The organism is Flavobacterium sp. (assembly GCF_044368995.1).
GTDB lineage: Bacteria > Bacteroidota > Bacteroidia > Flavobacteriales > Flavobacteriaceae > Flavobacterium.
The window spans coordinates 1-16,780 of record NZ_JBIPMS010000031.1; the positions used below are offsets into that span (position 1 = coordinate 1).

Consider the following 16,780-nt stretch of genomic DNA (forward strand, 5'->3'; position numbering starts at 1 on the left):
TCAAATGTTAGGAGGAATGGGAATTACAGGGGAATATTCTATCATGCGTCATATGATGAATTTAGAATCTGTTGTAACGTATGAAGGTACGCACGACATTCATTTATTGATAACTGGAATGGACATTACCGGTCTTTCTGCATTCAAATAATTTAATAATTAGATTAAACAATAAATAAAATTGATACAAAATGCTTCTCTATTTGGAGAAGCATTTCTACTTTTGTATCCGAAAGATATACACTTAAATTATAACATTTTCAAAATGAACACAAATTCGATAAAAAACGAAATTGAACCTTTAAGACAAGCGTTATTAAATCATACTTTGTATGCTAAAATTCACACTATTGAAGATTTACATGTTTTTTTAACGCATCATATTTATGCAGTTTGGGACTTTATGTCATTGTTAAAAGGGTTACAAATTCATCTTACTTCGGTTTCTATACCTTGGACGGTTTCACCAAACCCAGAGTTACGCTATCTAATTAATGAAATTGTAGTTGCAGAAGAATCGGATTTGGCTTTTGACGGCTCGCGTCAAAGTCATTTCGAAATGTATTTAGATGCCATGAAAGAATGCGGTGCAACTACACAACCCGTTTTAGAATTTTTAGAACAAGTGGCCACTACGAAAAATGTTTTTGTAGCGATTAAAAATGCTAATTTACCTGAAGAAGTTAAAGACTTTTTGAATTTTACATTTACTATAATTGAAACAGGGCAACCACATAAAATAGCGGCTGCATTTACATTTGGTCGTGAAGATTTAATTCCGAATATGTTTACTGAAATAGTTAAAAGTTTTCAGAAAAACTTCCCAGAAACAAATGTGTCTAAATTAATTTATTACTTTGAAAGACACATTGAGCTGGACGCAGATGAACATGGGCCAATGGCTATGAAAATGATTGATTATTTATGCGGCGATGATATAAAAAAATGGCAAGAGGTAGAACAAGTGGCAAAAGATTCACTTCAAAAACGAATAGGGTTGTGGAATGCTATTGAGCATTTAGTTGTCCCAGAATTGGTATAATTTTAAAGGATAAAAAAAGGGGTCTAAATGTAGACCCCTTTTTATTTGTAATTTTTTTCTTATTCTTTTATCAATTTCTTACTTATTGCAATCGCATCAGAATTGGTAATTTTTACTATATAAATTCCTTTTGCTAAGTTAGCAATATTTATTTCTTTGTTTGCTATACAATTGTTTTCGGTTTGAATTAATTGTCCGGTTAGCGAATAAATTTCTACTTTTTTAGCATCTACTGAAATTTGAAATACATTCGTGCTAGGATTTGGATACAGTTCCACTTTAGAAATTGTTTCAAAACTATCATTTGACAATGCTGTAGAAATTTGATTTCCAAAAATTCTGAATTCCCCAGGACCTAATGTAATTTGCATGTTTGTGGCGCTTACATTGGTTGTGGTGTTATCCATTAAATTATACCACATTCCGGCGTATGGAAAATCGGCAACTATATTTTGGCTACTTGTATACAAATTTGCTAAAATAACTACATTTTTTAATTGTGAAGCAGGTAAGGCAGTATCATAAATATAAATCCTTTGTTTTAAATTATCAGATCCATCTGGAGCAATTGCATACTCTCCGCTAAATACAGCTTCTCCTTTTTTAAGTTTTGTAAATTTACTAAAATTAGAATAAATGCTGCTTCTCGGGGTTGTTGTCAACCAGTCTTCCACCCATTGTGGTTGTGGTTTTGTATCTAATTTACAATTTCCTGGAGTAGCATCTGTTTCGCTATTAACAGAACCGTTTTCACAAGTAAAAATAGAATCGTCCATGCCTAATTCTTGAAAATGCCAAATCATTTTTGGTCCAGGAATTAGCATACTTATTGCACCCAAAGCAGACATTCTGTTTATGGCATTGGTTTCATTATTAAAAACAGGATTTGTACCAGAATTATTTCCATATGTTTTTGCTTCATACATTAATCGGTCTTTATCATGACTTTCAGCATATCCAACTAAACGCTTTCCTGAAAATCCTCTACTTACATGTCCCATTCCTGAAATATTACCATTAATATTAGAATATCCCATAGCCAGTTCTTTATACTGTGAAAACATTTCACCCCACATCATAATTCCTTTCCCTTCAGATAATTTGTAATTTGCCCATTGTTGTTCTTCATAGTTATCACCTAAATGTTCAAAAATCACATAATGATTTGGATCTAACGCCCAGGAATAATCAGCATATAATTGTAATACTTCTACACGATCTGCTTGATAACCATTAGTACACGATTGATTAGAACTTGTACAATTTTGAGTAAAACCTTTGGTTAAATCCCAACGGAAGCCATCAATTTTAAATTCAGTTATCCAATGTTTAAGCGTTCTATTAACGTATTCACGTGTAAAAGCACTGGTATGATTAAAATCTTCTCCAACACTATAACTATGCAGCGCAACGGTGTTAAAATAAGGGTTATCCGTGTTTGGTGGTCCCCAGCCATCTTGTACGCCAGAATTAGTGTCATTCATCCACATTCTTATCAATGGATTTCTTCCGAAAGCATGGTTGAAGGCGATATCTAGAATTACAGCTATTCCGTTTTGATGACATAAATCAACAAACTCTTTGAATTTATTTTCTGTACCATAAAATTTATCTAAAGCCATGTGATAAGCGGTGTTATACCCCCAACTTTCATTCCCTTCAAATTCCATTACGGGCATTAATTCGATAGCGTTGATTCCTAAATTTTTAAAATACTCTATTTTATCAATTAAGTCCTGGTAATTTCTATCTGAATCAAAATCTCTTACAAGCACTTCATAAATAATTAATTTGTCTTTATTTGGCTTTGTAAAGTTTGTATTTTGCCAACTATATGGTGTTTGACCTGTTTGAAGTACGGTTACCTCTCTTTCTTGACCTACTGGATATGTAGGTAGGTTGGGGTATGAAGTCGCAGGTATCAATTGATCATCATAAGGCGATAGTACCAAAGTAGAACAAGGATCTGCAGTTTTTACTAAATTGGGTGAATTGGTTGTTGGTGTTTGGTCTACTACCCAATATTGATAAGTATATATTTGACCTGGTGTAAGTCCGGTTAATTCTAACCAAAATTTAGTACCAGTTGTGTTTTTTTTCATTAGGAAAGTAGCATTAGGCAGCCAATTGTTAAAGCTTCCTGCCACATATATAAAATCTTTTCCTGGTGCTTCTAAAACTAATGTGGCTTTTGTAGCATCTGAACTATTGTAATTTATTCCAATTTCTAATCCTGTTGGTAAAAGTGCTGAAGTAACTGAAGAAGGCCCCACAATTACACTAAACGATTTAGTTAATGTGATAGTTCCTTGTGTAACTTCTAAAGTAAAATTTGTATTTGTTGTAATATTTGTTGCGGTATAGCTGTAGTTTGTTGCCACAGCATTGCTAGTGTTAATTGGTGTGCCATTAGCTTTTAACACATAATTTGCAGCGCCGTTGGTGTGATTAGCTGAAATAAATATACTTCCGCCAGAATTTAATATGGTATTTAAATTTAATGGTGTTGCTAAGTTAAAATTAAAGGCACCAACTTGTGATGTAATGTCTTGTGATTTTTTATCACCATTTCCGTTTTTTGGCTTTACTAGAAAACCAATTTTACCAATTCCTGTAAATCGGTTATAAAATGCGTTTGGCGTAAGTGTATAGGTATAGGTATCCGGGCCGGAATTGTAAACTAATTTGTTTGTTTCGTTTGAATCTGACCAAAGTCCATTTGTTGGACAATCTAATTGATTACTATCGTTGCTGTCAAATGACCAGGCCCATAAATATAAATTATTTCCAGATGCCCAAGTAGTTTCATTTATTGAATTTCCATTAATAGTTATGGTAATGGATTGATTGTCTTCAAAGGTAGAAGGATTTATCGAATATGTTACGGTTTGCACTTGTGTAAAAGCGAAAGAAGCAAAAAGCAGTACAATTATAAGTGTGACTTTTTTCATTGTTATTTTTTATTAGTAGGGTTAAAAACGTTTATTTACTAATATAATCGATTTTTTTAAATTAAAAATGAGCTATATGAATTTCACATAGCTCATTTTCTTTATTTATTATAATTAATCTACAGATATTACTTTAGTAGTAGTATTAATTTTAAATAATCTTACTCCTGTAGGACCAACATATCTAAAATTACTATCACCATCAGCAGCATTTATTAATTCAGAGTCAATAGTGTAACCATTAGAAACATACCAAGGGAAATTTCTATTAGTAGATGCCCAGTTATTATCTGTACCATTATTAACTTCCCATACTCTAAAAGAATCATTGTTAGTAAATCTAACGGGTACTTCGTAAATGTTATTAGATACGTTTGGTAATTCCGTTTCTTTATTTCCATCCCATGACCAATCACCTGGAGTGGCAGCTCCAACTAACCAGAATGAAGCCGGCTCAATTCCTGTAGTAACAGTACTTTTAGCTACACCAATAGTTTTAGTGTTTTCGTCAATTTTCACTCTGTATGTACTAGGAGTTCCTGTAAATCTGAAGTTACTATCACCGTCATTAGCATTTACTAATACACTTACAATTTTGTATCCTAAGTTCGCATAGTATGGGTAGTTTCTTCCTGAAGCCCACACTGTATTTTGTGTAAAGAAACGGAAGGTATCATTTATTAATCCTACTCTCATAGTTAGTACATTATTGTCGCAAATTAAATTTGCAGGTGTACTCCATCCCCATCCTGCAGAAGGTATTCCAGCACCAACAGCATATTGACCTAAACAACCAAAAGCAGTTACATTATAAGTAATTACATTTGAATATAATGGTATTTGCCCAGCTACAGTTGCTTTAATTCTAAAGTCTAAAGGAGTAGAAACAAATGGTACAGCACCAGCAGTTAATGCAGGAACGTTTAATTGACCAGCTGTTACAGTTGCATTTCTGTTTGTAGTAGTTGATAAATCTTGCGCATTAGAAAAATCAGAACCATTAGGCGCTAATTGTACGGTATACGTTACACTTGCTGGTGTAGTATATTGCGCAGGATCCCAAGTTAATGTAATGGCAGGATTGTTTAATGCGGTGGCGCTTAAAACGACACCCTCGCCAGTTGTTGGTGTAATGATTTGAAACGATGGCGCTGCTGGAGCAATGTAAGCTAAGTTACTTTCTTCTTCACAAGAAGATAAACCAGCAAATAAAGCGACTGTTAAAATTGATTTAAAAATATTTTTCATAATTGTTAAATTTTATTGATTAATAACCTGTATTTTGTGTTAAATTAGGATTTGATGCTAAGCTATTTGAAGGTATAGGGAATACTTTGAAATGATTTGGAATGGCTATTCCGCTTGAACTATTACCTTTCCAAGTCCAGTTGTAGCTTCCGCCAACATATTTATTGAAACGAATCAAATCTTGTCTTCTATGTCCTTCCCAATGTAATTCTCTTGAACGTTCATCTAAAAGAAAATCTAAAGTCAAGTCTGTTTGACTAACATTATTTGCTGTACTATTGTTTGCTCTTTCTCTTAAGTTGTTTACATAAGTAACTGCTTGTGACATTGACGCATTAGCCGCCCCTCTTTTTGCACACTCAGCATACATTAAATATACATCGCCTAATCTGAATAAAGGGAAATCAGTATCAACAAAAGTCTGATTTGCACCCGCTACACCAGTAGAGGTTTTGTTTGAAAATTTTCCCAACACAAATCCTTGACCCTGAAGTGCAATGTTTGTAATTTCAATTGGTCTAGAACCTGAAATAATAGTGTTTCTTTCATCTGTTGAAAAACTAGCATCTGCAAATTTTTGAACAAATTGTTTTCTTAAACGTAGTGCGCCTCCCCAGCCTCCAACACCAAATGTTGATCCGTTACCTTCAACAGAACCAACTTGACCGTTAAGAATAACCGTAGTAGGCCCATAGTTTTGGGTTACTAAACCATCAGACTGTAAAGTGAAAATCATTTCAGTTGAAGTATCGTTGTCTGCAGTAAAGTTGTGTAAGTAATTTGCTTCTAAAGTATAACCGCCGCCAATTACGTTGTTACACATAGTTACACATTGGTCATATTTGTTTTGACCTACATATACTTCAGCATTTAAATACATTTTAGCTAAAACCATCCAAGCGAATGCTTTATCTACTCTACCGTACTCATTAGTTTTTGGTGCTTTTAATGTTTGAGCAACCGCTAACATTTCGCTTTCAATATAGGTAAACAATTGTTGTCTGCTATATTCTGGACCTGCTACACCTACAGCTTCATTTTCTGTATTAAATGGTGCTTTGCCATATAAATCCATCAAATTATAATACGCGTATGCTCTTAAAGCTCTTACTTCTTCTCTGTATAAAGTAATGTTAGCTAATAATGTAGCGTCTGTAACCCCTCTTGCGCTTAATTTTGCAGCACTGGTTTGTCTTAAATACTCATTACAAAAAGCTACTTGAGCCATAGTTCTAGAGAACATACCTAATACAATTGGATTACTAGCTGTCCAGGTATTTCTTTGTAATTCTGCCAAGCCTGGGTCATTTTCGTAACTCCAAATCACTTCATCTGTAGTTAAGTTTTGTAAATTCCATAAACAACGTCCAAATTGACTTGTTCCGGCATCTAATCCTGAAATATTAGATGACCCAGCACCGTTTAATCCGGTTAACGATAAGTTTGCATATACGCCTCCTAATCCTGTTTTGTATGAACTTGGAGAGTTGAAATACGCTTCTGTTAAAAATACATCATCATCTTTTGGCGTTATATTTAGATCATCTGTACAAGATGTAAATAATGCAAAAGAACCGATGACAACCAATAAATTAAATTTTATCTTTTTCATAATTCAATTATTTAAAATTTCATGTTTACTCCAAACAAAAATTGTCTTTGTCTTGGATAAATTGTGTTATCAATACCGTTAAATATCTCTGGATCTAATCCTGAATATTTAGTAATTACAAAGGCATTCTGAACCCCTGCACTTAATCTTACTGAAGCTTTTCCTTCTAACCAATTAGGGAATGTATATCCTAATGTAATGTTATCCATTTTTAAGAATGAGGCATTTTCAATATAATAATCAGAGAAAATTACATTGTTTCCCGAGCTTGCAAAGTTGGAATCAAAAGTACTTGTTGGAACATTTGATAAAATAGAATTGGCAAACATATTATTCGTGTAAGCATTTCCTGAATTAACATTATTGTACATTCTATTTCCAATACTTGCTCTTAAATTAAATGAGAAGTCAAAATTATAGACATTCATTGTAGATTGAAAACCTAATAATAAATCTGGATCTGTATTATTTCTAATGTATTTATCTTTGTCATTTATTATGTTATCACCATTTAAGTCCGCAAAACCACCTTCAATTGGCGATCCATCTGTGTTATATAATTGTTGGTAAACATAAAATGAATTTGGCGTCCATTCTTCAGAGAATACTTGAATGTTTCCTCCTGTTCCGCCACCAATTCCTCCTGTAGGTGTATTATTAACTGTTTTCAAAGATTTAATTCTTCTTTCAAATTTAGAAGCATTAAAATTAACATTCCAGTTGAATTTTTCTTTTTTAACAATTTCAGCATTTAAGGTGAATTCTATTCCTTTAATATCTAAACTTCCAATGTTTTGAGGGCCATTATTTGAAAAGTTAGAACCGTCAGCAAAAGGAGCATTAAATAATAAATCTTCTGATAATTTGTAGTACCCTTCAACCGATCCTGAAATTCTGTTGTTAAATAAACCATAATCTAAACCTACATTATATGTAGTGGTTTCTTCCCATTTTAAATTTGGATTGTAATCTTTAGGCAAACCTACTGTAATTGGTGAAGTTCCAAACACATACTGTGATCCAGGAGTACCTGTAGTATATTGTGGCTGAAAGTAATCTCTTCTTCCTAAATCTTGTTGTCCTGTAATACCCCAACCCGCTCTAAGTTTTAAGTCAGAAATTGTTTTGCTGTTTGCAAAAAACTCATTGTTTAATTTCCATGCAAACGACGCTGCTGGGAAGTTACCAAATTGATTTTCTTTTGAAAATACAGATGTTCCGTCTCTTCTATACGTTAACGTTAATAAGTACTTGTCTTTATACGTTAAGTTAGTTCTAGCGAAGTAACCAATTAAAACTCTGTCTGTTGATCTGTCAATATCTGAAAAATCAGCAGTAGGATTTAAAAGGTTTCCAGAATTAAATCTTTCTTCTGAAAATTTTTGGTACGAATAACCGGTTGTACCTTCAAAATCTAATTTCCCGAATTTTTTGGCATAAACAAAATACCCATCTAATAATTTATTCGTGAAAGAAGAAGAATAGTTAGAGCGCTCTCCATATTTATCAGATAATGCATTACCACCATTTCCATCAGATACCGCAGAATTTCTAGCTACAGTTGGATTTCCTTCACCTTTAGATTGGTCGTAACCAAAGTTTACAACAGCTCTTAACTCAGGTAAAAAATGAAATTTATAGTCCATCTGTAAGTTACCTAATATACGGTTTACTTTACTAGCATTTGTACTTTGCATAATTTCTGCAACTGGGTTTCTAGGTGCTAAAGCTGTTAAATTTCCATTAGATCCAGTATATTCATAAAAACCACCCCATTGTGAATTGGCATCATAAACAGGTTTAGTTGGGTCAAATCTTATAGCACTTCCAATAGGGGTTCTAGCAAAATTATTTTTTTCGTTAGAAATATTAGCGTTTAAAGTTAATTTTAAATGGTCTTTAAATAAACTCGGACTTAAATTTAATCCAGCCGTACTTCTATTGAATTTGTCTGTCATGATTAATCCTTCTTGATAAGTGTTTCCGACACTTAATCTTGCAGGCACTTTATCAAACAAACTTCCGCTTAGGTTTAAGTTATTAGTAACATAATCAGTTTGTTTAAATATTTCCTCTTGCCAATCTGTATTGTAGATAGTTCTACTTTCGTTGATATTTGGCGTAGCAGGATTATCTGCAATTCCAGAAGGCACTCCAAGAGTTCCAACTTGAGCAGGATATAATTGTTGTGCTTTAGCTACAAATTCATCTGAACTTAAAACATCAATTTTTCTGTAGTGTTTACCGCTTCCATATTGGAAATTATAATCTACTTTCAATTTTTTACCTCCTTTTTTGGTCGTAATGATAATTACACCATTAGAAGCTCTAGATCCATAAATAGCAGTTGCAGAAGCATCTTTCAATACAGAGATAGACTCAACAGTGTTTGGATCTAAAGTTGCCAAAAAGTTTCTTGAACCTGCAGGCGACTCATTAGAAATTGGCAAACCATCCACTACAATTAAAGGGTCATTGGTTGCTGTTATTGAAGCACCACCTCTAATTCTAATAGCAGAACCACTTGCTGGTCCTCCACCTGTGTTAATTTGTAAACCAGCTACTCTACCATTTAATAAATTTTCAACAGTTGGTGTAGCACCTTTGTTAAAATCTTTAGCAGAAATTTGTGTTACTGAACCAGTAGCGTCTTTTTTCTTAACTTTACCGTATCCTACCACTAAAACCTCTTCAATTCCTTGTCCGTCTTGTTGTAAAGAAACCGAAATGTTTTGTTGATTAGAGTAAGCAATAGTTTCTGTTTTAAATCCCAAAAATGAGAAAGAAACATTGTCTCCTGATTTAACATTTTTTAAAGTAAATGTTCCATCTGAATTAGTGAATGTTCCATTAGATGTTCCAGTAATTGCTACTGAAACGCCAGACATAGCTTGATTGCTAGATGCGTCTGTTACTTTACCTGATAAGCTGTTTTGAGCCAAAACACTTAAAGGTAAAACGAGCATAAAAAACAGTAATTTTTTTAGCATTGTTTTCATACATTTTGTTTAAATTAATAGTCAGTTTTTTGCTTATATATTCACTTCAAAGGTTAAATTTATGTAAATTTTTCATTAATCAAAATCAATTAAAATATATTACGCTACGAAAACGTTTTCGTGTTGAAAACTTTATTATTTATGCGTTTTTTTTGCTGAAAATGAATAGGATAAATAATTTTATTATCATAAAAATTCCATTTTCATAATTTCGAAAAAAAACGCCACTTTTCTACTAAAAATAAAAAATGTATCTTGTAGCCGAAAATCAACTTTAATTCAAAATTATAATGAGAAGAAAAGTAACTTTAAAGCAAATTGCAAAAGAGCTTGATATTTCCATTTCTACCGTTTCAAAATCATTAAGAGATAGTCATGAAATTAGTGAAGAAACAAGACTTAAAGTGAAAGCTTTTGCCAAATTATACAATTATAAGCCTAATAATATTGCGTTAAGTTTAAAAAACAAGAAAACAAAAACAATTGGAATTATTATTCCAGAAATTGTACATCATTTCTTTGCTACAGTTATTAGTGGGATTGAGCAAGTTGCTAATCAATTTGGCTATAATGTTATTGTGACGCTTTCGGACGAATCTTTTGATAAAGAAGTGATAAATCTTGAAATGCTTGCCAATGGAAGTACAGACGGCTTTATTATGTCGCTTTCCAAAGAAACGCAACTAAAAAAAGATTTTCACCATTTAGAAGAAGTAATTAATCAGGGGATGCCTGTGGTGCTTTTTGACCGCGTAACAAATGATGTTTTTTGTGACAAAGTTATTATTGATGATCAATTGGCGGCTTATAATGCAACTGAATTTTTTATCACAAATAAATATAAAAATATTGCCTTAATAACAACTGTAGATTATGTAAGTGTTGGAAAACTTCGTACAGAAGGCTATTTAAAGGCCTTAACGGATTACAACATTAAACTTGATGAAAATTTAATAATAAAAGTAGAAGACATAGACCATTGTCAGGATCAAATTATCGATTTAATTACAAATAACACAATTGATGCTGTTTTTGCAGTGAACGAATTATTTGCCGTAACAGCCATTAAAGCAATTAATAAATTAGGCAAAAAAGTGCCAGATGATATTGCAGTTATAGGTTTCACAGACGGAATTATTTCTCAATTTTCAACGCCAACAATTACTACTGTAAGTCAAAACGGAATTAAAATGGGTCAAAAAGCTGCAAAAATGCTAATTGAACGACTTGAAAAAGACGAAGATGACGAACAATACACTACAGAAATTATTGAAACCGAATTAATTTTTAGAGAATCTACGACAACGTAATAGTTTTATTAATAAATTGAAAATCAAGTATTTAAAATTTATTAATAAAACTTTTCACATTTTTTTGATGCACAAAATTTAGATTATTTAAAATAATTTACTTTAATTTGTGTCAATCAAAGCTTATATTTCACTTCAAAAATTAAGTATAGTTTTGATAAGCACATTATAAACGCTTATCGTAGTATTAACAATTAATTACGATAAATGGAAAAGCGTAAGTTACATTTCTGGGAAATTTGGAACATGAGTTTCGGATTCTTAGGAATACAGTTTGGTTTTGCCTTACAAGGCGGCTTTATGTCTAGAATTTTTCAAACACTTGGCGCCGAAGTAGATGATATTCCAGGTCTTTGGGTAGCTGCGCCTTTAACTGGTTTGTTGGTGCAACCAATTGTTGGATACCTATCTGACAATACTTGGAGTCCTAAATTTGGTAGAAGAAAACCATTTTTCCTTATCGGAGCTATTTTAGCTTCTATAACACTGTTTTTCATGCCACATTCTCCTGCATTATGGATTGCAGCAGGTTTACTATGGGTTTTAGATTCTTCCATTAATATTAGCATGGAACCTTTTCGTGCTTTAGTGGCAGATAAACTTCCAGAATCTCAGCGTTCAAACGGATTTGTTATTCAAACATTAATCATCGGAATTGGAACTTGGATTGCCAGTAATTTGCCTTGGTTGGTGAATAAATTAGGCGTAACAAATGAAGCAGCAGCCGGCGTAATTCCACAATCAGTTATTGTGGCGTTTTCTGTTGGCGCATTTGTGTTTTTTGGGAGTATTTTATATACCATATTTACAACAAAAGAAAATCCGCCAGAAGATTTAAATCAATTTCTTACCGAAAAAACCAAATCTCGCTTTATTCCAGATTTAGTAATTAGCTTGAAAGAAATGCCTGTTACCATGAAAAAACTGGGATTAATTCAGTTTTTTAGTTGGTTTGCATTTTTTACCATGTGGAGTTTATCCACACCAGCACTAACAGAACATGTTTTTCATTCTCCAAAACCAGATGTAAAAGAATTTGCAAAATTGGATAAAAAAGGCACCGTTCTAAAAAACAACAAAGAAGAAGTTGTTTTTATTAACTCTTTGAAAGAGCAAGAATATCAAGCAAAAGATAAAGTATATAATAATGCAGCCGATTTAGTTGGTTCTGCAACAGGTGTCTATGGATTGTCTTCAATGGTTTTTGCATTATTCTTAACATTTTATACCCTGAAAAACAAAATAAATAGAAAATACATTCACATGGCATCTTTGATACTTGGTGGATTTGGATTTATTTACATGTTTTATGCTACACCAGAAACCTTAATGTATTCCTTTATATTAATTGGTTTTTCTTGGGGGAGTATCTTATCGATGCCTTATGCTATGTTGTCTAGTTCGGTCAATCCAAATAAAATGGGAATGATGATGGGATTATTCAATATGTTTATTGTAATTCCTCAAATTATTGCAGCGCTGGGTGGAATCAATTATTTGTATAAACTAATTGGTGAAGCGCACATTAATGCCATGCTTTTAGCTGGATTATTATTAATTATTGCTGGATTATGTAATTTCTTTATTACAGACAAAAATGCAATTTCAGGTTAAACAAACAGAATGAATAAAAAAGCATTTATATTCGATTTAGACGGCGTAATTGTTGATACAGCCAAATTTCATTTTTTGGCATGGAAAAAATTAGCCGACAGCTTGAATATTAATTTTACACACGAAATCAACGAACAACTAAAAGGCGTAAGCCGCGTTCGTTCTTTGGAAATTATTTTATCTCAAGGAAATGTACAAGCTTCCCAAGAAGATAAAAACAATTGGTTGGAACAAAAAAATGAAGACTATTTAGCCTTTGTACATAAAATGGACAAATCTGAAATTTTACCTCGAGTAGAAGAAGTGCTTCAATTTTTAAAAGCGAATAATCAATATGTAGTATTAGGTTCGGCAAGTAAAAACGCCCGGCCAATATTAGAAAAAGTAAACATATTGCATTATTTTGATGCACTTGTTGACGGAAATGATGTAACTAATGCCAAACCCGATCCAGAAGTTTTTCTGCAAGGGGCAAACCAAGTGCATGCGGCTTACAAAGACGCCATTGTTTTTGAAGATTCAGTAGCAGGTATCCAAGCGGCAAATTTGGCTGGAATGACAAGCATCGGTATTGGCCAAAAAGAAATTTTACATGAATCGGATTTTTGTTTCAGAGATTTTACAGAAATGAATAACGATTTTATTATACAATTAATTAACAAATAGTAATTGTCAAATTGACTAATTGAGAATTGACAAATTAGAAAGAAAATGAATCAGGATTATATCATACCAAATAATTGGTCAATTATAGAAGAAGGATTTGAAGCGAATAGAGTAAAATCTTCCGAAAGTTTATTTAGTATTGGAAATGGCGCCATGGGGCAACGTGCCAATTTTGAAGAGCATTACTCAGGTGATACGTTTCAAGGTAGTTACATTGCTGGGGTGTATTATCCAGACAAAACTAAAGTAGGTTGGTGGAAAAATGGCTATCCTGAATATTTTGCCAAAGTCCTAAATGCGCCAAATTGGATTGGAATTAATCTAGAAGTTAATGGCGCAAAATTAGATTTAGCAACTTGTAAATCAGTTACAAACTTCCGTCGAGAATTGAACATGCAGGAAGGTTGGTACCAACGTTCTTTTCAAGCTATTTTGCAAAATGATGTAGAAATTAAAGTACACGTAACTCGATTTTTATCATTAGATATTGATGAATTAGGCGCAATAAAATATAATGTTACGCCCATAAATACCGATGCAAAAGTAGTTTTTAAACCCTATTTAGATGCCGGAATTGAAAATGAAGACACCAATTGGGAAGATAAATTTTGGGAAACCTTAGAAATTAAAAATGAAGAAAATAGCGCATTTATTGTAACTCGAACTTTAAAAACAAAGTTTACAGTAGCAACCTTTATGCAAAATCAAATTATTGTAAATAATGAAATTACCGATGTAAAACCTGTTGAAGTAACAAAAGAAGCGACAAAAATTATGTTTTCTTATGAAGTTGCCGCCACACAAGGGCAAACTGTTAGTATTCAAAAATTTGGCGGCTACACGATTTCAACAAATCATAAAGAAGAATACCTTATTTCTTCAGCAAAAAAAATATTAGTTCAAGCTACTACTTTAGGATTTAATGCCTTATTGGAAAATCAAAAAGTAGCGTGGGCTAAAATTTGGGAAATGAGCGACATCACTATCGAAGGTGATACCAAAGCACAACAAGGTATTCGTTTCAATATTTTTCAATTAAACCAAACCTATTTAGGAAAAGATTCTCGTTTAAATATTGGCCCAAAAGGATTTACAGGTGAAAAATATGGTGGTTCTACCTATTGGGATACTGAAGCGTATTGCATCCCGTTTTACATGGCAACGAAAGATCAAAATGTAGCCAGAAGTTTGTTAGAATACCGATACAATCAATTAGATAAAGCCATCGAAAATGCCGAAAAAAACTTAGGCTTCAAAAATGGAGCTGCATTATATCCGATGGTAACCATGAATGGCGAAGAATGTCATAACGAATGGGAAATTACTTTTGAAGAAATTCACCGAAATGGCGCCATCGCTTTTGCTATTTATAATTATTACCGTTTCACTGGCGATTACAGTTACATCCCAGAAAAAGGATTAGAAGTTTTAATTGGAATTGCTCGTTTTTGGCATCAAAGAGCCACTTTTTCAACAGCCAAAAATCAATTTATGATTTTAGGGGTAACAGGGCCAAATGAATACGAAAATAACGTAAATAATAATTGGTATACTAATTATATCGCCAAATGGTGTTTAAATTATACTTTAGCTCAAATTGAAAAAGTAAAATCAGAATATGATTCAGATTATTCCCGAATTATGAGCAAAGTAAACTTAAATGAGGCCGAATTACAATCTTGGAAAAACACCGCAGATAACATGTATTTTCCATTCTCGGAAGAACATGGAGTGTTTTTGCAACAAGATGGTTTTTTAGATAAAGAACTGGTAAAAGTTTCAGATTTAGATAAATCTCAACGACCAATTAATCAAAAATGGAGTTGGGACAGAATTTTACGTTCGCCATATATCAAACAAGCAGATACGCTTCAAGGATTTTACTTCTTTGAAGATGATTTTACCAAAGAACAATTAGAAAGACATTTCGATTTTTACGAACCTTTTACGGTTCATGAAAGTTCACTTTCTCCTTGTGTACACGCTATTCAAGCAGCTGCTTTAGGAAGAATGGATCAGGCCTATCAGTTTTATTTAAGAACGTCTCGATTAGATTTAGACGATTATAATAAAGAAGTACACGAAGGATTACACATTACATCCATGGCAGGAACTTGGATGAGTATTGTAGAAGGTTTTGGAGGTATGCGAGTAAATAATAACCAATTGCACTTTGAACCAAGAATTCCAGAACAATGGAAAGGCTATTCGTTTAAAGTAAATTTCAGAAATGCAATCGTAAAAGTTGAAGTCACCCATCAAGAAGCCAAAGTTGCTGTTGAAGGAAATCAAGAAGTAGAAGTAATCATTAATGGCGCATCGCAATTAGTAAAAAATTAATAAAATGAAAAAAATTGTATCTATAATCCTTGTTTTAACAGCTATTTTTAGTGCTTTTGGCCAAGAATTTCAATCGCCAAACGGTAATTTTAAAATGTCGTTTTCACTTGAAAATGATGGCACTCCTTCATACCAGCTTTTCTTTAAAAACAAAGAAGTAATTAAAAAAAGTAAATTAGGTTTAGAATTACAAAAAGACAAAAAGTCATTGGTAAATGATTTTAAAGTGATAGATACAAAAGAAAGCACATTCAACGAAACTTGGAAAACGGTTTGGGGTGAAGAAACTCAAATTCAAAATCACTACAACGAATTAGCCGTTAAATTAAAACAAAATGAAACAGATAGAGAAATCATCATCCGTTTTCGTTTGTTCAATGAAGGTTTAGGTTTCAGATACGAATTTCCTCAGCAAAAAAACTTAATTTATTTTGTGATTAAAGAAGAAAGAACCGAATTTGCCATGACTGGAAATCACACCGCATTTTGGATTCCAGGAGATTATGACACGCAAGAATACGACTACACTGAAAGTAAATTATCTGAAATTAGAAGTTTATTTAAAAGCGCGGTTTCTGAAAACGCATCACAAAAACAATTTTCAGATACAGGCGTGCAAACGTCTTTAATGATGAAAACAGCTGACGGAATATATATCAACATCCACGAAGCGGCTTTGATTAATTATTCGTGTATGCATTTGAACTTAGACGATAAAAATTTCGTATTTCAATCGCACTTAACGCCAGATGCTAAAGGGAACAAAGGACATATTCAAGCACCAAGTGTTTCGCCTTGGCGAACCATTATCGTTAGTAATGATGCCAGAGAAGTGTTAGCCTCAAGAATGACGTTAAACTTAAACGAACCATGTAAAATTGAAAACACCACTTGGATTAAACCTGTAAAATATGTTGGCGTTTGGTGGGAAATGATTACCGGTAAAAGCTCTTGGGCCTATACAGATGATTTGCCTTCTATTCAACTTGGCGTAACCG

Annotated in this window: 11 protein-coding genes; 7 read left to right on the top strand and 4 right to left on the bottom strand. The window is 32.8% G+C overall.

The features are described 5' to 3' along the window. Both ACIQ2I_RS03880 and ACIQ2I_RS03885 read left to right on the top strand, forming a co-directional pair. A partial coding sequence (locus ACIQ2I_RS03880; RefSeq protein ID WP_396181126.1) for an acyl-CoA dehydrogenase family protein occupies positions 1-151 on the top strand: 151 nt, incomplete at its 5' end. Between the two features lie 114 nt (positions 152-265). After that, positions 266-1,042 (top strand): DUF3050 domain-containing protein, encoded by a 777-nt coding sequence (locus tag ACIQ2I_RS03885; protein ID WP_396181116.1) that lies wholly within the window; start codon positions 266-268, stop codon positions 1,040-1,042. Positions 1,043-1,101: 59 nt separating this feature from the next. Here the strand turns inward: ACIQ2I_RS03885 and ACIQ2I_RS03890 are convergent, their stop codons facing one another. The 4 genes from ACIQ2I_RS03890 to ACIQ2I_RS03905 form a co-directional block, all read right to left on the bottom strand. After that, a complete protein-coding gene (locus ACIQ2I_RS03890; RefSeq protein WP_396181117.1) occupies positions 1,102-3,993 on the bottom strand; it encodes an alpha-amylase family glycosyl hydrolase in 2,892 nt (963 codons plus the stop codon). A 114-nt stretch (positions 3,994-4,107) separates the two neighbouring features. Next, the gene (locus ACIQ2I_RS03895) at positions 4,108-5,241 is read right to left on the bottom strand and encodes a SusE domain-containing protein (protein WP_396181118.1); all 1,134 of its coding nucleotides are present in this window, start codon (positions 5,239-5,241) and stop codon (positions 4,108-4,110) included. A 19-nt stretch (positions 5,242-5,260) separates the two neighbouring features. After that, entirely contained in the window at positions 5,261-6,853 is a 1,593-nt protein-coding gene (locus tag ACIQ2I_RS03900) for a RagB/SusD family nutrient uptake outer membrane protein (protein ID WP_396181119.1), read from the bottom strand. A gap of 11 nt (positions 6,854-6,864) precedes the next feature. Further along, positions 6,865-9,819 carry a SusC/RagA family TonB-linked outer membrane protein gene (locus tag ACIQ2I_RS03905; RefSeq protein ID WP_396181120.1) on the bottom strand — a complete coding sequence of 985 codons (2,955 nt, stop codon included), beginning with the start codon at positions 9,817-9,819 and terminating at the stop codon, positions 6,865-6,867. 323 nt (positions 9,820-10,142) lie between these two features. Between ACIQ2I_RS03905 and ACIQ2I_RS03910 the strand changes: the two genes are divergently transcribed. The 5 genes from ACIQ2I_RS03910 to ACIQ2I_RS03930 form a co-directional block, all read left to right on the top strand. Then, positions 10,143-11,162, top strand: coding sequence for a LacI family DNA-binding transcriptional regulator (locus ACIQ2I_RS03910; protein ID WP_396181121.1), 1,020 nt, complete (start codon positions 10,143-10,145; stop codon positions 11,160-11,162). A gap of 207 nt (positions 11,163-11,369) precedes the next feature. Continuing rightward, positions 11,370-12,776: an MFS transporter gene (locus ACIQ2I_RS03915; RefSeq protein ID WP_396181122.1), complete on the top strand. Its 1,407-nt coding sequence runs from the start codon at positions 11,370-11,372 to the stop codon at positions 12,774-12,776. A 9-nt stretch (positions 12,777-12,785) separates the two neighbouring features. After that, positions 12,786-13,442 carry a beta-phosphoglucomutase gene (pgmB, locus tag ACIQ2I_RS03920; protein WP_396181123.1) on the top strand — a complete coding sequence of 219 codons (657 nt, stop codon included), beginning with the start codon at positions 12,786-12,788 and terminating at the stop codon, positions 13,440-13,442. Between the two features lie 45 nt (positions 13,443-13,487). After that, a complete protein-coding gene (locus ACIQ2I_RS03925) occupies positions 13,488-15,782 on the top strand; it encodes a glycoside hydrolase family 65 protein (RefSeq protein WP_396181124.1) in 2,295 nt (764 codons plus the stop codon). Between the two features lie 4 nt (positions 15,783-15,786). Further along, positions 15,787-16,780: glycoside hydrolase family 97 N-terminal domain-containing protein (locus ACIQ2I_RS03930; RefSeq protein WP_396181125.1), on the top strand; the 994-nt coding region annotated here is incomplete at its 3' end.

Excerpts from the sequence above, each read along its gene's own strand:
- ACIQ2I_RS03885 (WP_396181116.1), top strand. The coding sequence starts at position 266 with ATGAACACAAATTCGATAAAAAACGAAATTGAACCTTTAAGACAAGCG.
- ACIQ2I_RS03890 (WP_396181117.1), bottom strand. The coding sequence starts at position 3,993 with ATGAAAAAAGTCACACTTATAATTGTACTGCTTTTTGCTTCTTTCGCT.
- ACIQ2I_RS03895 (WP_396181118.1), bottom strand. The coding sequence starts at position 5,241 with ATGAAAAATATTTTTAAATCAATTTTAACAGTCGCTTTATTTGCTGGT.
- ACIQ2I_RS03900 (WP_396181119.1), bottom strand. The coding sequence starts at position 6,853 with ATGAAAAAGATAAAATTTAATTTATTGGTTGTCATCGGTTCTTTTGCA.
- ACIQ2I_RS03905 (WP_396181120.1), bottom strand. The coding sequence starts at position 9,819 with ATGCTCGTTTTACCTTTAAGTGTTTTGGCTCAAAACAGCTTATCAGGT.
- ACIQ2I_RS03910 (WP_396181121.1), top strand. The coding sequence starts at position 10,143 with ATGAGAAGAAAAGTAACTTTAAAGCAAATTGCAAAAGAGCTTGATATT.
- ACIQ2I_RS03915 (WP_396181122.1), top strand. The coding sequence starts at position 11,370 with ATGGAAAAGCGTAAGTTACATTTCTGGGAAATTTGGAACATGAGTTTC.
- pgmB (WP_396181123.1), top strand. The coding sequence starts at position 12,786 with ATGAATAAAAAAGCATTTATATTCGATTTAGACGGCGTAATTGTTGAT.
- ACIQ2I_RS03925 (WP_396181124.1), top strand. The coding sequence starts at position 13,488 with ATGAATCAGGATTATATCATACCAAATAATTGGTCAATTATAGAAGAA.